This is a genomic window from Mesoplasma photuris ATCC 49581, from assembly GCF_000702725.1.
In the GTDB taxonomy this organism is placed as follows: Bacteria; Bacillota_I; Bacilli_A; order Mycoplasmatales; family Mycoplasmataceae; genus Tullyiplasma; species Tullyiplasma photuris.
In genome coordinates this window covers 130643-148899 of sequence record NZ_JNJI01000002.1, presented here as the reverse complement: position 1 = coordinate 148899, position 18257 = coordinate 130643, and the positions used below count along the sequence as shown (strand labels likewise).

Sequence of the window (18257 nt, the reverse complement as noted above, 5' to 3'; positions counted from 1 at the left end):
TATGAGAAAACAAATTAGAGTTTTACTATCGCTGATTTTTTTATTTGGTGTAATCGTAACTATATTGGTATTAACGATAGTTATTTCGCCTTATTTTATGACTATTTTATTTGCTATACATGGTTCTTCAGCTGTTTTTGCTACTTTCATTTTATGTAGAAAGAATAGAAGATTTGAAACTAGAACAAGATGATTTGCCTTTATTTGTTTAGTACCTATATTTGGAATAGTATCATACTGATTTTTTGGACAAGCATACAAGTACAAAAAAACTGCTCATTATAAATATAAAAATATTGAAGATTTTACAAACAAAAAAACCGAATTAACATCAAAAGACATAACCGAAAATTTAGAAATGAGTTCACCACATTTTGCGAAAGCTTTCTTAAATGCAAATGCTTTGCAAAATGATGTTATTTTTAAAAACACACAAACGCAAATTTTAGATAACGGAGCAAATTTTTTCACTGATTTGATTAAAGAAATCAGAAAATCAGAAAAATACATTTTAATGAATTTTTATATTATTAGAGATGGTGAACTGCTTCAAAATCTAATAAATGAATTAGAAATCGCTTCAAAAAGAGGAGTCAATGTTTATGTAATTTATGACTTTTTAGGTTGCTATACTATTTTTTCTAACAAAACAATTAAAAGAATGAAAGAAAGTGGTATGAAAGTCATTCCTTTTTCTAAGATACATTTACCATTTATAAATTGAACTGCAAATTATCGTGACCATAGAAAAGACGTTTCAATTGATGGGAGAGTTGGTTATATTGGTGGAATAAACATCGGCGATGAATATATTAATATTTCAAAAAAATTTGGATTTTGAAACGATATGCAAATTAAGTTAACAGGCGATGCTGTTAGAGGAATTGAAAAAACATTTGCAAGTGATTGATATTTCTGTATGAAAAATAAACAGAAAATAACAGATCTCGAACCGTCTGTATGTCAGAAAAATAAAACAGTAAGTGTTAATGACGATTTTGTTCAAGTTATGACTACAGGACCAAATCATCAAACAAGCATTCACTTAGATGCTTTGATGAACTTAATCACAAACGCTAAAAAAAGAATTTGAATCGTAACCCCTTATTTTGTTCCACCAATGGAAATCATAAACGCTTTAAAATCAGCAGCGATTTCTGGAATTGATGTTAAGATATTACTTCCAGGTAAAACAGATAAAACCCTCGTACTAGAGGTATCAAAAAGATGAACAAGAGAATTATATGATGCAGGAGTAGAAATATATTCGATTTATAATACTTTCAATCATACTAAGGCTTTTCTCTTTGATGATGATATTTCGTTTGTTGGTTCAACAAACTTAGACTTTAGATCATTATTTTCAGATCAACAAACAATGTTGTTGGTTAAATCAAAAACTTTAACAAAAGAATTAGCGTTAAAAATAATTCATGACGGAGATAAAAGTTTTAAATACCATTTAAGACCTAATGATGAATTAAATTTATTTTATAAATCAGCAATTGCATGTAGCAATTTAATGATTCCGTTATTATAGGAGATTTTATGGATATTATTTATATAAATGCAAATCTTATATGTCACAAATTAAAAAATCTTAAAATATTTTCTTACTTATATTCGTGAAAAGAATTTAATCAAAAAGTTTTCTCAATTACAAATTTATCAGAACTTATTGAGCTTAAAAATACACTATCTAAAATATATGAAGAAGGCGAAAAAAATAGATTATTGGATCTGCCAATTTATGCTGAAATTTTAATAGATTTAAATAGGATTACATTCTTAATAAATTTAGTTAATTTAAATAATCAATTTAATGTTTGTGAAACATTGGTGCAATTAAATGCTGAGATTTATATTAATTTTAGAAATGATTATTTAAAATTATCTTGTTTTGAAAATTTAAATAAGGTCATTACCGATATTTTTGAATTAAATACTGATGACTTAAAATCAGAATTAACTAATAAATTGCTTAAGTTGAATATTGAATTAGATAAAGTTAATAAATTTAAAGATTTAAATACTAAAATTGAACAAGAATATGCAATTATTTTGAGTGAATATTTCTATAAAACAAAGATTCTTTACGAACTATCAAATTCATAAAATCAAAACAAGCGATATGCTTGTTTTATTTTTCAAAAACCTATTTTAAAATACATTTTTTTATATATAATATATATTGTGTGAGTTCGATACACACGGCAATGTGAAAGGAGGAATTCATTATGCCTACAATCAATCAATTAGTAAAAACTAACCGTAAAGCTAAAACTTGAAAAACTAAAGCACCTGCTTTAAACAGAGGAGTTAACTCTCTAAAGAAAAAAGTTACTAAAGTTTCAGCTCCACAAAAAAGAGGGGTATGTACTCGTGTTGCTACAATGACACCTAAAAAACCCAACTCTGCGTTACGTAAATACGCTCGTGTTAGATTAACAAACGGAATGGAAGTTAACGCTTACATCCCAGGAGAAGGACACAACTTACAAGAACACAGTGTTGTTTTAATCCGTGGGGGAAGAGTTAAAGACTTACCTGGGGTACGTTACCACATTATTCGTGGAACATTAGATACTCAAGCTGTTGATAAACGTAAACAATCACGTTCATTATACGGAGCAAAAAGACCTAAAAAATAAATCTTAATTTAATTAAGAAAACAAAATATACTATGTCGTGGAAAAAAACGAACCACAAATTAGATAACCATAAATAAAGAATGAAAGGAGAACACAAATATGCGTAAAAATAGAGCTGAAAAGAGAGACGTTTTACCAGATCCAGTGTACAACTCAAAATTAGTTACTCGTGCTATTAACAAAATTATGTTAGATGGTAAAAGAGGAACAGCACAAGGAATCATTTATGATGCTTTTGAAATCATTAAAGAAAAAACTGGTGAAAATCCAATTGAAGTATTCAACAAAGCAATCGCAAACATTGAACCTCATTTAGAATTAAAAGTTCGTCGTATTGGGGGAGCAAACTATCAAGTTCCTGTTGAAGTATCAGAAGAAAGAAAAGTTACTTTAGCATTACGTTGATTAATCAACTACTCAAGACTACGTAACGAAAAAGTTATGACAGTTAAATTAGCTAACGAAATCATTGATGCATCAAACAACATGGGTGGATCAGTTAAAAAACGTGAAGATACTCACAAAATGGCAGAAGCTAACAAAGCATTTGCACACTACCGTTGATAATCTCAACAAAATATTAAATATAGGAGAAAACTATGGCAAGACAATTTAGTTTAAAAGATACTCGTAACTTCGGTATTATGGCCCACATTGATGCGGGAAAAACTACTACTACTGAACGTATCTTATACCATACAGGTAAAATCCACAAAATTGGGGAAACTCATGATGGTGGATCACAAATGGACTGAATGGCTCAAGAACAAGAACGTGGTATTACAATCACTTCAGCTGCTACAACAGCTACTTGAAAAGACCACCGTTATAACATTATTGATACTCCTGGACACGTGGACTTTACTGTTGAAGTAGAACGTTCATTACGTGTTCTTGATGGAGCAGTAGCTGTTCTTGATGGACAATCTGGGGTTGAACCTCAAACAGAAACTGTTTGAAGACAAGCAACTACTTATAGAGTTCCTCGTATTGTATTCGTTAACAAAATGGATAAAACAGGAGCAGATTTTATTTATTCAGTTAAATCAATTGGAGATAGATTGGGAGCAAAAGCTGCACCAATTCAATTACCAATTGGAGCTGAAGAAAACTTCAAAGGAATTATCGACTTAGTTGAAATGAAAGCGTATGAATACGATGGAAAAGAAAACGAAGACGTTAAAGAAATTGAAATCCCTGCAGATTTATTAGACCAAGCTAAACAATTAAGACAAGAATTAATTGAAGCAGCAGTTGAATATGATGAAGAATTAATGATGAAATTCTTAGATGGTGAAGAAATCACAATCCCTGAATTAAAATCAGCAATTCGTAAAGGGGTAATTGGAGCTGAATTCTTCCCAGTTTTAGCTGGATCAGCTTTCAAAAACAAAGGTGTTAAATTATTATTAGATGCTATTATTGATTTCTTACCATCACCAATTGATGTACCTGCAATTAAAGGTATTTTACCAAACGGTGAAGAAGCAACAAGAATTTCTGATGATAACCAACCATTCTCAGCTTTAGCTTTCAAAGTTATGACTGACCCATTTGTTGGTAAATTAACGTTCTTTAGAGTTTATTCAGGTATCTTATCTAAAGGTAGCTACGTATTAAACTCAACAAAAGGACAAAAAGAACGTGTTGGTCGTATTTTACAAATGCACGCAAACAACCGTACTGAAATTGAAGAAGTATATGCTGGAGATATTGCTGCAGCTGTAGGTCTTAAAAATACAACAACTGGAGATACTTTATCAGATGAAAAAGCTGAAATTATCTTAGAATCAATGGTATTCCCAGAACCAGTTATTCAATTAGCATTAGAACCAAAAACTAAAGCTGATCAAGAAAAAATGGGAATTGCTTTAAATAAATTATCTGAAGAAGATCCAACATTTAGAACATATACAGACGAAGAAACAGGTCAAACTATTATCGCTGGTATGGGTGAATTACACTTAGATATTATTGTTGACCGTATGAAACGTGAATTTAACGTTGAAACAAACGTTGGAGCACCTCAAGTTTCTTACCGTGAAACAGTTAAACAAGCTGCTAAAGCAGAAGGTAAATACATTAAACAATCTGGAGGACGTGGATCATATGGTCACGTTGTTATCGAATTCGAACCAAACCCTGATAAAGGATTTGAGTGAGTTGATAAAATTACAGGTGGGCGTGTTTCTAAAGAATACATCAACGCTGCACGTGTTGGTTTAGAAAACGCATTACAAAATGGTATTGTTGCCGGATTCCCAATGATTGATGTTAAAGCAACAATCATCGATGGTACAATGCATGATGTCGATTCAAATGAAATGGCATATAAAATTGCTGCTTCAATGGCTTTAAAAGAAGCATGTAAAAAAATGAACCCAGTATTATTAGAACCAATCATGAATGTTGAAGTAACAATTCCTGATGAATACTACGGAGATGTAATGGGAAACATTTCATCTAAACGTGGATTAATCGAAGGTTCAGAACAAAGAGGAAATGCTCAAACAGTTAAATCTAAAGTTCCGTTAACAGAAATGTTTGGATATGCTACAGAATTACGTTCATTTACTCAAGGACGTGGAAATTACACAATGATTTTCAGTCACTATGCTGAAGCACCTAGATCAGTTGCTGAGCAAATTATTAAAAAAGCTGGTAAATAATTAAATTATTACCAATTCATTTATAAATATATTAAAATATTATAAATACATGCGCCCCTACGGGGGCGGTAATGGTACTAGAAAGTAAATCTAATACCGCTATTATTAAATAAATAAGGAGACTATAAATATGGCAAAAGAAGCTTTTGACCGTAGTTTACCCCACGTTAACATTGGAACAATTGGACACGTTGACCATGGGAAAACTACTTTAACAGCAGCTATTACTAAAGTATTAGCTACAAAAGGTGGAGCAGAATTCAAAGATTACGCAAACATTGATAATGCACCAGAAGAAAGAGAACGTGGAATTACAATTAATACTTCACACGTTGAATATAAAACAGCAAACAGACACTACGCACACGTAGATTGTCCTGGACACGCCGATTATGTTAAAAACATGATTACAGGGGCTGCTCAAATGGATGGAGCTATCTTAGTAGTAGCTGCAACAGATGGACCAATGCCTCAAACAAGAGAACACATCTTATTATCACGTCAAGTTGGAGTACCAAAAATGGTAGTATTCTTAAACAAATGTGATATCGTTGAAGACGAAGAAATGATCGACTTAGTTGAAATGGAAGTTCGTGACTTATTATCAGCTTACGACTTTGATGGAGACGGAGCACCAGTTATCCGTGGATCAGCTAAAGGTGCTTTAGATGGTGATGCTAAATGAGTGGCAGCTATCGAAGAATTAATGGAAGCAGTAGATTCATACATTCCAAACCCAACAAGAGACGTTGATAAAACTTTATTAATGCCTGTTGAAGACGTATTCACAATTACAGGACGTGGAACAGTTGCTACTGGACGTATTGAACGTGGAATCGTTAAAGTTAACGAAGAAGTTGAAATCGTTGGTTTACATGAAGCTGCTACTAAAACAGTTGTTACTGGATTAGAAATGTTCAGAAAATTATTAGACTTTGCTGAAGCAGGGGATAATGTTGGAGCATTATTACGTGGTGTTGACCGTAACTCAATTGAACGTGGTCAAGTTATTGCTAAACCAGGAACAATTAAACCTCATACTCAATTAAGAGCATCAGTTTATGCGTTAACTCAAGAAGAAGGTGGTCGTCATAAACCATTCTTCAACAACTACCGTCCTCAATTCTACTTCCGTACAACTGACGTTACTGGAGAAGTTACATTAACAGCGGGAATCGACATGGTTATGCCTGGAGATAACGTTGAAATTTCAATCAAATTAATTAAACCAGTTGCTATTGAAGAAGGAACAAAATTCTCAATCCGTGAAGGTGGAAGAACTATTGGTGCCGGAACAGTTATTGCTATTGAAGCATAATTATAATTAATAGAAACATTAAAGAAGACCTAGGGGTCTTTTTTATTTTCAAATTTGCTAAAATATATATATTAAGGAAAAAATGAATTTAAAATTTATAATCAAACAATCTTATAAAGAATTTTCAAATAAAAAATCGCTGTATGCAGTTTTTACAGTATTTTTAGCTTTATCTCTTGGTATGATGGTTGGTCTATTAAGTTTCTTAACAACATATAATTTAAAAGTTGATGCTGCTTTTAATGGTAGAACAGTTAATGCATTTTCAAACGCAATAAAATTTAATAACAATGTTGATGATCAAGAATTAGAAAAAGAATTTGATTGAAATGTTTCTGATGAATTTTTAAATAAAATTAAAACACTTTCAAATAAAGAATATTCTGATGAAGTTTGAAATGAATTTATTACTATCACTGGTCAAAATTATGGTAATGTTTATAGTGAAAGTTTCGCTGATAGTTCTAAAGAATTACAAGAGCTAGCTAAAGAAGCAAATGAAAAAATGTATCCATATACAAAAAATTATTTTTCTTATTTCACTTTACAAGATTCAATCAAAGAATATAAGCAAGAAAACATATTTTTAATTACTAATGTTGCGAATTTTAAATTTGATGAAATAAGTGTTGGTTCTAGTTTAGCATTTGCAGAAAAATTTATGTATTCAAATGAAGAATGAGATCTACTTCCTGAGATTTTTAAAGCTAATGATTTGCGCAAGAATGTCTATGTAGAATTGATGGATTTTAAGTGACTAGAACAAAATCATAAAGAAGATTTTGACAGTCAAAACTATGTTTTTGTCAGTCCAACCTTTGCAAAAGAAAATAATTATAAAGTTGGTTCTAAATATAAATTTTTAATTAATGGTAAAGAAGAAGAATTGTATCTTGGAGGAACATACTATAATAGACAAACTATTTATGGAAAAAAAACTCAACCACATATTTCAATTGGTATTAAAAAAATACTTGGTATAAGTAATTTTGAAGAATTAAACTCACCAAACTATGATGGTGAAAAAGCTTTAAATGATTCTTTTGCGATTGAAAATTTTTATATAGATACTGGTTATGATTCAGATATCGAAAAAGGACAACGATCTCTTAATGAAAAAATTTTAAGTAATTATTTTGTCAGTAAAAATGATAGCGGTGTTAAATATTTAAGCTTAGACAATTGATCATCTAATTTATTGGAGGTTCTACACAATAGAACAGCAAGTATAATAACCACAGTTTTCATTGTTATTTCTATAGGTCTTTTAGTATTATTATTATTTGTATTTTATTTCATGACAGCTCAATTTATCAAACTTCAAAAAAATACATTATATTTCTTGAAAAATATTGGTCAAGGTAATGTCGTATTGAGTATTTTAACAACATGTTCACTACTTATTCCTATGATAGTTGGTATGCTAGTTGCAATACCAATATCAATGTATGTGTCTGGAATATTTTTCAGTGTTGTAAAAACAGATTACAGTATATTATTTCCACAATGATTTTTTGATTTAAAGTCTGCAGGAATTATGATATTAATTGTGGCTTCGCTTTTCATTATATTTGTGATTATGAATTTGATAATTATTAAAGGAAAATCTTTAACACTATCAAGAATTGGTGCAAGCAAAGCTCCTGCTAAATTTTTCCAAAAAATAATGCTAAGAATATCATTTTTGAGTGTTAATACAAGATTAAATATTTCCTTTACTATTGATAATATTTATAAAAACATCACAACATTTATAGTTTTATTATTAGCATTTTCTTTAACATTATTTTCACTTCAATTTTCGAGTTCTTTAAATTATGCGACTAGAGTTTTTGAACAACATAATAAGCCTTTTGAATCTTTAAAATTAGAAACCAATTTACAAATTTATTCTTATGATGAGGACCAACAATTTGATAGATTTAAAAATATTAACTCTATGGATGAGTTGACCGGAATTTATGATGAAAATGATTTGATTGAAAAATTAAAAAATCCTGAAATAGATATCAGAGATTATTATATTGATAGTTCATTAACCGAAATAATATTGAATCAAAATAATTTGGTTATGCTAGAAACGATTAAAGCAATTGCAGAAGAAGTATTTGAAGAAAACGAAGTTGAATTAAAAGAACAATTTGTTGAAATGTTATTCGGTGTTTTTCAAAATATTAAAAATTCATTTAGTGATATTGAAAATATAACCGAAGAAGAACTTAAAGTTAATATTCTTTTCGGATCAAAATTAACTACTGATAACAGTTTTTTAGGTGGTTGAGGAAAAACCATTCAAAATGAAAGTTTAAATTTCAAAGCAGTTTCAATAAAACAAAGTGATGATTTTTATGAAAAAATGGTTGGGGAAGAAAAACCCAAATCTATTGATGAAGAATTTGAAATGGTTAGATCATTTAACAAAAATAAAAATGAATATGAATATGTAAAAGCTATTAAAGCAAATGCATCTCATAAATTAATGAAAGATTTAGGATTTAAATCAGGAACATTAAATTGAATTAATTTAAATGGATACAAAAATGATGGAGAACAAATGTTGATTCCGTTTTATATAAATTCAATTGATCAAAAAAATAACTTCACAAAAGAATTGTCTTTCGCAAAAGAAGCATTCTTTAAATTGTTATATGAAAATAATGAAACGTATTTAGAAGCTTATACAAAACTACAATCTGATGAATCTGGTAAAATATATAATAATTCAAATTATTCATACACAAAAATACCTGATGATTTAAAAAACTTTACCTTACCAATAGTTAAAAATGAAAGTAATAATAAAGATCAAGCAGGTAGTCAACTATTAGATTATATTGATAAGAATGAAAATGAATATTTAATAAATAACATAGCAAATGGTGTTTTCATTTTTTCAGAAATCACCAAAGGACTCGTTAATGGTTCTGAATTTTACATTGTATTAATGCAAAGAATAACAGTTATCACTTGTTTAATAACTCTATCGATTTCATTAATATTAATTATGTTAATTCTTCTAGAAAATAAGAGAAATATTTTATTATTTAAAGCACTAGGTTACTCAAATAATAAGGTTAATAAAAAACTATCAACCGGATATGTTTTATCAGCAATTTTAGCTATGGCATTTGCTATTTTAATATCTCAATTATTAATTTATAAAGTTGCTTCTCCTATGACATCAAGTATTATAGGGGTATCACTTACATTCTCATGAAGTTGATCATACCTAAATATGATTTTAATAACGTTAGGAATATTCATTACCGCAGTGCTAACTTCTGTAAGACTATATTCAAAACGACAAAAACCAAGAGAAGCATTCTCAGTTTTATAAATGGTGGTATAATACATTTAATAAATAGAAAAAGAGGAATTATTTATGATAACTTTAAAAGGTAAAAAACAAATATTAACACTAGTTGCAATAACTGGTGAAAAAGCTCCAAAATTTGTTAATACAGATAATGGAACTACAACATTACTTGTAGATGATAAAACAATCTATATGGTAATTAAAAAAGATAAAGTTAATAAAAGAAACGAAATTAAAAAAGCAATTTCAAAATTTGTTGCAACAAACAAATTAGATGTAAATATTGATTTAGATTCTTTCTTTAAAATTGTTGGTAAAGAATTTACAAAAGAACAAATTTTTAACGCTATTTTCGAAACAATTTTCTTCGATACACATACAAAAGTTTCATACAAACAAAATGCAACAGCTAATGAAACAATTTATAATTTAGTTTCTGAAGAAGACTTTAAACAATTATTTGAAACTGCAATGATTAAAAACGAAGCTGTAGTTTATGCAGCTGATTTACAAGATACTCCACCAAACATCGCAACAAGTGAGTATATCGCTGATAAATTAGTAAAAGATGCTAAAGGTATTAAAGGATTAAAAGTTACAGTTCTTGGTAAAAAAGAATGTGAAAAATTAGGGATGGGATTATTCTTATCAGTTAATGCTGGATCACCTTATGAACCACAAGCTGTTATTATTGAATATACAAGTGACGAAATGTTACCAAAAACAGGTTTAGTTGGAAAAGGAATTACTTTCGATTCTGGAGGATACAACTTAAAACCATCACAATTCATGGAGGGTATGAAATACGACATGAGTGGTGGTGCTATTATGGCAGCAACAGTTATGGCATTAGCTAAAAGTGGTGCAAAAGCAAACGTTGTTTCAGTATCAATGTTTACAGATAACCGTATTGGAAGAGATGCAACTTTACCAGAATCAGTAATTACATCTATGAACGGATTAACAGTTGAAATTAACAATACAGATGCTGAAGGTCGTTTAGTATTAGCTGATGGTATGACATATGCATTACGTGAGAAAAAAGTTGATCGAATTATTGAAACTTCAACTTTAACAGGAGCAATCGTTGTTGCTTTAGGTGACTGAGCAGCTGGAGCATTTACAACAAATGATAAACTATGATCAGAAGTTGAAAAAGCTTCTGAATTCACAGGTGAAAAATTATGAAGAATGCCAGTTTGACCAGAACATTTAGAAGCAATGCAAAACGCATCTAAATTAGCTGATATGACAAACTCAGAACCAGGACGTAAGGCCGGATCTTCAACAGCTGCTGCATTCTTAAATGCATTCGCTGAAGAAAAACCATACGTTCATTTAGATATCGCTGGAATGGACAGTGTAAATGGACGTGGAACAGGAATAATGGTTAAAACATTATTTGAATTATTAAATAAATAATTTTAAAGCACTTTGTGGTGCTTTTTTATTTGATAAGATATATACAAGGATGGAAAAAATATGAAATTAAAGACATGACATTTTTATAAAGCAACAAACTTAATTGATATTGAAGGAAAAAATACAATTGAAGGAGAGTTTATTTTATTAAACTTAAGACCGGATATTCAAAAACCAAATAGGTTATTAACTTTTGGAATATCTTTAGAGGGAGCTGCTCAAATAATGGCAGATCTTCAAAATAAAGAATTAACTCATGATGCTATTTTTAAAATGATGGGTGAAAAGATAGGTTTTGTTGAAATTGATTCAGTAAGTGATGCAGTTATTTCAACAAATAATTTTTCAGAAAAACCATTAAGAGATGATAATATTAAAAAAATAATTGAAATGTATAATATTTTCATTAAATCTGAATCAATTGAATTTGATACTGAAGACTATTCAACAGAAGAAAAATTGAGAAGTTCAGAAGACATTTTTACAAAAATGGATATTAAATCAATGTCAATTGCGCAACTATTAAATACATTGACTGCTGGAATGAATGAATATTATGGTAAAACAAACGAATTAAGCAATCCATCAATATCAGCTGATGAAAGAATTCAAAAAACATTAAATTTGAGTACTTTACAATCTAATTTAATTTTATTCTTTGATCAAACCGTTCGAAAAATGGACGAGTTAATTGTTAAACAAGAAAAAGAATTAAAAGAATTAAAAAAGAATAAATAAGCACCAAGGGTGTTTTTATTTTAAAGGAGAAATATATGAAGAGAAGTGAAGCAGAATCAAAATATAAATGAGATTTTTCTGATTTATATAAAAATCATGATGAATGAAAAAAAGATATGAAGTTATTAATTGAAACAGCATCAGAACTTGCTAATTTTAAGGGTAAACTAAGTGATCAAGATTCGTTTTATAAATATTTAGAATTAGATACAAAGATAGATAAAATGGCTGCTAAATTAGTTACTTATTTAAGAATGGGCGATACTGATCAAACTGATGAATCTTATCAAATTCTTGAAGGAACATTATCAAATGAGTATCAAAAAGTATCAGAAAAGATTTCTTTTGTTTCGCCAGAAATTAAAGAAATTGGTTTTGATAAAATTCAAAAATGATTAAATGAAAAACCGGAATTTAAAAATCATGAATATGGATTTAAAAAGTTTTTCGAACAAGAAAAACATATTTTAAGTGACGACCAGGAAGAATTATTGACAAAAGTTTCAAGAAGTCGTGGAGCTATTAATGATATGTATGATTCTCTTGCATATGCTGATAGACAAGAAGAACAAATTATTTATAATGGAGAAACTCAAATACTTACAGGAACTTTATATTCAAAAATAATGGAAGATTCAGATCCGATTAAAGATCAGGAATTTAGAGTTGAAGCTTCAAAATTATTTGTTAAAAATTTTAAAGATAAAAAGCATTCATTTGCAAGAATATACGAAGGAATTCTTCAATCAAGATATGAATCAGTTAAATTAAGAGATTATGAATCTCATTTGCAATCTAGTTTATCAAGTGATTCTGTATCACCAGATATTTATTTAAAATTATTAGAAGTTGGAAAAAAATATATAAAACCTTTCCAAGATTTCAATTTACTTATTAAAGAAAAGTTTGCACTCGATAAATTTTATCCAACTGATTCATCATTAAAATTAGTTCAAGAATACAATAAAGAATTTACAGTTGAAGAAGCAAAAGAGTTAATAAAAGATGCATTATCAATTTTAGGAAAAGAATATTTAAACAATTTAGATATAGCGTGAAGTGACAATAAAATTGATTTTTATGAAGATACAAATAAAAGAGATGGCGCTTATTCTACTGGAGGAAGTGGTGTTGATCCTATCATTTTAATGAACTGAGATGATAAGTTTAGTTCTGTAGCTACTCTTGCTCATGAATCTGGTCATTCTGTTCATACTTTATTTGCTGATCAAAATCAACCGTATCCTTTAAATGATTATCCAATCATTTTAGCTGAGGTAGCATCAACTATCAATGAACATATTTTATTTGATTATATGTTTAATAAATCAGAAACAAAAGAAGAGAAAATTTATTTACTACAACAAAGAATTGGAGATTTAATTGGTACTTTCTATAGACAAATTCAATTTGCTGATTTTGAATATCAAGCAAGCAAATTAGTTGAAGCGGGAACACCGTTAACCGCTCAAAGTTTAAATGACTTATTTACAGAAATTCAAAAACAATATGGTTATGAAATTTTTGATAAAGTTAAAACTGAAGAAAAAGAAAAGGGAAGTTTTGGTTGACCAAGAATTTCTCACTTCTTCCACTCTCCGTTTTATGTATACAAGTATGCTATTGATGTAACAGCTAGTTTTAAATTGTATAATGACATTAAAAACGGAAACATCGATACTACACTAAACTTTTTAAAAGCTGGTGGTCATAAAGAACCAATGAAAATTATGGTGGATGCTGGAATTGATTTCACTAAAGAAGAAACATATATGCCACTTATTGATGGAATTGATCGATTAGTTCAACAATTGAAAGATTTAATCAAATAATTTATTGTAATGATTAAGGAAAATATGAAAGAAATTTTAAAAACAAGATTTGAAAATAATTTAAATAGACATAAAGAAGTAAATTGAGAAACAATAGAAGTCAAAATAACTAGTGAACATATTAAAAAACTTTCTTGAATGGAAGAAACGGGTGGAGAACCAGATATTTTTTGTTTCAATAATAAAATATTTTTTGTTGATTTTGCAAAAGAATCTCCGAACAGAAGAAGTGTCTGTTATGATCAAAAATCAAGAATGGGAAGAAAAAAATTTCCTCCTGAATCTTCTGCTTTAGAACTTTGTCAAAAAAATAATTTAGATATCATTGATGAACAATTATATACTCAAATGCAATCTATTGAAAATATTGATACTAAAACCAGTTCTTGATTAAAAACACCTGATCAAATATTAAATTTAGGTGGGGCTTTAACGGGTGAAAAAAGATTTGGTAGAACATTTATTGGTGCTAACGGATCAGATTCTTATTATTCTACAAGGTCATTTAGAACATATTTTGAAATTTAAAAAAGCACTCATTTTAGAGTGCTTTTATAATTCTCTTCCATCAAGCATTATATCTAAGTATAAACCTAAACCACCTTCATCATTGGTTTTATATGTAATACCTTTTGCCACAAATTTTAAAGAATCACTTCCATTTTTCATTGCAATACCATGTCCTACTTTTTGTAACATTTCAAAATCATTTAATTGATCACCAAAAGCTATAACATCTCTAATATCTTTATTGTAATATTGAGCCAATATATTTGCAGCCTCACCCTTAGTGGCGTTTTTATTAGTTAGAGTAATAACTGGTTTTTCACTTGTTGATTTAACTCCATATAAAATATCGCTTTGGATTTTTACTGCATTTTGATATTTAGCCAATTTTCTTAAGACCATATTTTTTCTCTTGTTGTTTTTTAATTTCAAAACAATATTTGTTGAAGGTCCTGTTCACATAACTTTAGGATCACCTTCAATAAATTTTTCTTTATCACCAATATCATTTAAATGGAAAAAGTTAAACAAATCTTTATCATCCGAATTTCAAATAAGAGTTTTATCGTAGTATTCAATTAAGATATTTTCAACTGATTCTTCAATTTCGGGTTCTGAAATTATTGCTTGAATAATTTCGTTGTTGATTGAAAAAACAATACGTTTAAACTCTTGTTTTTTTGGATCATGAATATGTGCTCCATCAAAGTTCGTAACAATTGTATCTAGTTCCAATTCTTCATAAATATGTTGAATTGCTCTCCATGGTCTACCTGTAACAATACAAATCTTATGACCATCGTTTTTTGCCTTGATTAAAGATTTTTTTGTATGTTCGTGAATTTCATCATCTTTATCTCTCAAAGTAGTACCATCTAGGTCTACAAGTATCAATCTTTGTTTATCTAAATTTCTTAATTTCATATATATACCTCGTAGTAATTTTCTCATAACAAACAATAATTTTGCAAACAAAGATTAATATCTTTAAACTTGAAAACTGTATTTAAAACTCGATTTAAAAAGTTTATAATTATTAAAGCGTAAAAATAAAATAGAAAGAGGAAATATGAAAAAATTATCAACTAATGAAATTAGACAAATGTGACTAGATTTCTTTAAAGAAAAACACCACCACTTTTTAGCCCCAGTTTCTTTAATACCTGTTGATGATGCATCTTTATTGTGAATTAATTCAGGAGTTGCAACATTAAAACCATACTTTGATGGTAGAAAAACACCACCAGCACCTAGATTAACAAACTCACAAAAAGCAATTAGAACAAATGACATTGAAAATGTTGGAGTAACTGCTCGTCACCAAACTATGTTTGAAATGTTGGGTAATTTTTCAATTGGTGAATACTTTAAAACTGAAGCAATTCATTTTGCTTGAGAGTTATTAACTTCTTCAAAATGATTTGATATTCCTGCTGAAAAATTATATATAACAGTTTCTAATGAAGATGATGAAGCTTACAAAATCTGAACTGAAGAAATCGGAATTGCTAAAGATCATATTTTTTCATTAGGAAGAGATACTAATTTCTGAGATGTTGGTCAAGGTCCTTGTGGTCCAAATACAGAAATGTTTTATGATCGTGGAGAAAAATGAGATCCCGAAAATATTGGTCCTAGATTAATTGCTGATGATATCGAAAATGACCGATATATTGAAGTATGAAACGTTGTTTTTTCTCAATTTAATAATGATGGTCACAATAACTACACTGAGTTACCTAGAAAAAACATAGATACTGGTGCTGGTTTAGAACGTATTGCCTCAATATTCCAAGATACACCAACTAATTTTGAAACAGATATATTTTTCCCAACAATTAAAAAAGTTGAAACAATCTGTAATCCTAAATTTAAATACTCAATCGAAAATTATTCAAATCCAACAAAAGAGCAAACAAGAATTAATACGGCTTTTAAAGTTATTGCCGATCACGTAAGAGCAACTTCTTTTGCTATTGCTGATGGAGTATTTCCTGGTAATAAAGATCGCGGATATATTATTCGCCGTTTAATCAGAAGATCTTCTATTTATGGTAGAGAAATAGGTATCACAACTTCATTCTTATATAAATTAGTTGATGAAGTAATTAAAGCGATGAGAGAATTTTACCCATATCTTTCTGATAAAAAAACAATTATTGTAGATACAATCAAAAACGAAGAAGAAAAATTCTTAAAAACTCTTTCTAAGGGTTATGATCTTTTAGAAAAAATAATTAATGATGAAAAAGAAGTTTCTGCTAAAAATGCCTTACTTTTATTTGAATCATTTGGTTTTCCAATCGAACAAACATTAGAAATTTCAGCAGAACGTGGAGTTAATGTTGATCTTGCTGGATTTGAAGCATTACTAGAAGAAACAAAAGAAGCTACTCGTAACGCTAGAAAAGATTTAAAAGCTTGAGACAAACAAAATGAACTATTTACTAAATTACATGTTGAATCAGAATTTACTGGTTGAGAAGAAACAAGTAGAGAAAATGCAAAAGTAGTTTTCCTTTTCACTGATGATAAGGAATTGGCATCTTTAACAGATACAGAAGGATTTATCATTTTAGATAAAACACCATTCTATGCCGAAAAAGGTGGTCAAGCAGCTGATACAGGAATTATTATTGGTCAAAACTTTAAAGCAAATGTTTTAGATGTTCAACAAGGACCAAATAAACAACACATTCATAGAGTTAAACTAACTGGAACTGTAAATAATGGTGACGTGGTTGAAGCAAAAGTTGATGAAGATAAAAGAACATTAACAATGAAGAACCACTCCGGAACTCATATGGTTCACTATGCACTAAGAGATGTTCTTGGCGATAGTGTTATGCAAGCTGGTTCATATAATGATGAAAACGGTTTAAGAATGGACTTTACATTTAACAGACAATTAACTGAAGAGGAATTACAAAAAACTCAAGATGAAGTAATCAAGCGTATTAATGAAGCACACGATCGAGAAGTTTATTTCTGTTCAATGGATGATGCAGTTAACAAATATCATGCTTTAGCTTTCTTTACAGAAAAATATGATGATATTGTAAGAGTTGTTAAATTTGGTGATTTTTCATCAGAATTATGTGGTGGAACTCACGTCGATAATACTAAAGATATTGAAGACTTTATTATTACAGGAGTTGAGTCAAAAGGTTCTGGTTTATATAGAGTTAAATGTTTAACTTCAAATGAAACAGTTGGAGAATATTTAAGAGAACAATTTAATAAATTTATTGAAGAAGCTGATAAAGTGATGACTAAATATAATGATGCTAAATCAATTATGGTTGATCAAAACATTGATACTATTTACCAAAATATTAAAGAACTTGAAATTTCAAAACAAAATTTAGAAATTATAAAAAATTTGGTTGAAGACTTAAAACTTGCTTATAAAGAATTTGATAAAAAAGCAAGTGATTTAATCACAGCTGCTAAATTAGCTAAATTTAAAGATTTAAAGCCAACTTTAAATAAAGATGGCATTAATGAAATTAAATTGACAACAACAGGTTTAAATATTAAAGATTTGAAAAATCTTGCTGATGATTTAAGAAATAAATTCGAAAATTTAATTGTAATTTTAGCTTCAGAGGGTGAAGATGAGTCATTCTTAGTTGTTGCAGTTAGTGAATCTATTCAAAACGAACACAAAGCAATTGATATTTTTAAAAACTTACCATTAAATGCTAAAGGTGGCGGAAACGCAAATTTAGCACAAGGTAAATACTCTAAATAATGTAAAATTAAAATAACTTGCTAGACAAGTTATTTTTTATGGAAGGAGAC

General features: G+C 28.9%; 13 protein-coding genes. 12 read left to right on the top strand and 1 reads right to left on the bottom strand.

Annotated features, from left to right (window positions below; all coding sequences use genetic code 4):
• The first annotated feature begins 1 nt into the window (after window position 1).
• The 11 genes from cls (at window position 2) to T347_RS0100670 (ending at window position 14474) form a co-directional block, all read left to right on the top strand.
• The gene (gene cls / locus T347_RS0100720; protein ID WP_031542253.1) at window positions 2-1540 is read left to right on the top strand and encodes a cardiolipin synthase; all 1539 of its coding nucleotides are present in this window, start codon (window positions 2-4) and stop codon (window positions 1538-1540) included.
• Window positions 1541-1548: 8 nt separating this feature from the next.
• Entirely contained in the window at window positions 1549-2115 is a 567-nt protein-coding gene (locus T347_RS0100715) for a hypothetical protein (protein ID WP_031542250.1), read from the top strand.
• 122 nt (window positions 2116-2237) lie between these two features.
• Window positions 2238-2651 (top strand): 30S ribosomal protein S12, encoded by a 414-nt coding sequence (rpsL, locus tag T347_RS0100710; protein WP_031542248.1) that lies wholly within the window; start codon window positions 2238-2240, stop codon window positions 2649-2651.
• Between the two features lie 99 nt (window positions 2652-2750).
• On the top strand, window positions 2751-3218 hold the full coding sequence (gene rpsG / locus T347_RS0100705) for a 30S ribosomal protein S7 (RefSeq protein WP_031542246.1): 468 nt from the start codon (window positions 2751-2753) through the stop codon (window positions 3216-3218).
• 32 nt (window positions 3219-3250) lie between these two features.
• Complete coding sequence (gene fusA / locus T347_RS0100700; RefSeq protein WP_031542243.1) at window positions 3251-5320, top strand: elongation factor G; 2070 nt, start codon at window positions 3251-3253, stop codon at window positions 5318-5320.
• Window positions 5321-5450: 130 nt separating this feature from the next.
• The gene (tuf, locus tag T347_RS0100695) at window positions 5451-6638 is read left to right on the top strand and encodes an elongation factor Tu (RefSeq protein ID WP_031542241.1); all 1188 of its coding nucleotides are present in this window, start codon (window positions 5451-5453) and stop codon (window positions 6636-6638) included.
• Between the two features lie 82 nt (window positions 6639-6720).
• Window positions 6721-9975, top strand: coding sequence for an ABC transporter permease (locus tag T347_RS0100690; protein WP_031542239.1), 3255 nt, complete (start codon window positions 6721-6723; stop codon window positions 9973-9975).
• A 45-nt stretch (window positions 9976-10020) separates the two neighbouring features.
• Window positions 10021-11376, top strand: a complete 1356-nt coding sequence (locus tag T347_RS0100685; RefSeq protein WP_031542237.1) for a M17 family metallopeptidase — start codon at window positions 10021-10023, stop codon at window positions 11374-11376.
• Window positions 11377-11436: 60 nt separating this feature from the next.
• Window positions 11437-12114: a hypothetical protein gene (locus tag T347_RS0100680; RefSeq protein WP_031542235.1), complete on the top strand. Its 678-nt coding sequence runs from the start codon at window positions 11437-11439 to the stop codon at window positions 12112-12114.
• 35 nt (window positions 12115-12149) lie between these two features.
• Window positions 12150-13946, top strand: a complete 1797-nt coding sequence (gene pepF / locus T347_RS0100675; RefSeq protein WP_031542232.1) for an oligoendopeptidase F — start codon at window positions 12150-12152, stop codon at window positions 13944-13946.
• A 9-nt stretch (window positions 13947-13955) separates the two neighbouring features.
• The gene (locus T347_RS0100670; RefSeq protein WP_031542230.1) at window positions 13956-14474 is read left to right on the top strand and encodes a DUF4256 domain-containing protein; all 519 of its coding nucleotides are present in this window, start codon (window positions 13956-13958) and stop codon (window positions 14472-14474) included.
• A 24-nt stretch (window positions 14475-14498) separates the two neighbouring features.
• Here the strand turns inward: T347_RS0100670 and T347_RS0100665 are convergent, their stop codons facing one another.
• Entirely contained in the window at window positions 14499-15377 is an 879-nt protein-coding gene (locus T347_RS0100665; RefSeq protein WP_031542228.1) for a Cof-type HAD-IIB family hydrolase, read from the bottom strand.
• Window positions 15378-15522: 145 nt separating this feature from the next.
• On the opposite strand from T347_RS0100665, the gene alaS reads away from it, so the two are divergent.
• Window positions 15523-18207 (top strand): alanine--tRNA ligase, encoded by a 2685-nt coding sequence (gene alaS, locus T347_RS0100660; protein WP_031542226.1) that lies wholly within the window; start codon window positions 15523-15525, stop codon window positions 18205-18207.
• Window positions 18208-18257 lie beyond the last annotated feature (50 nt).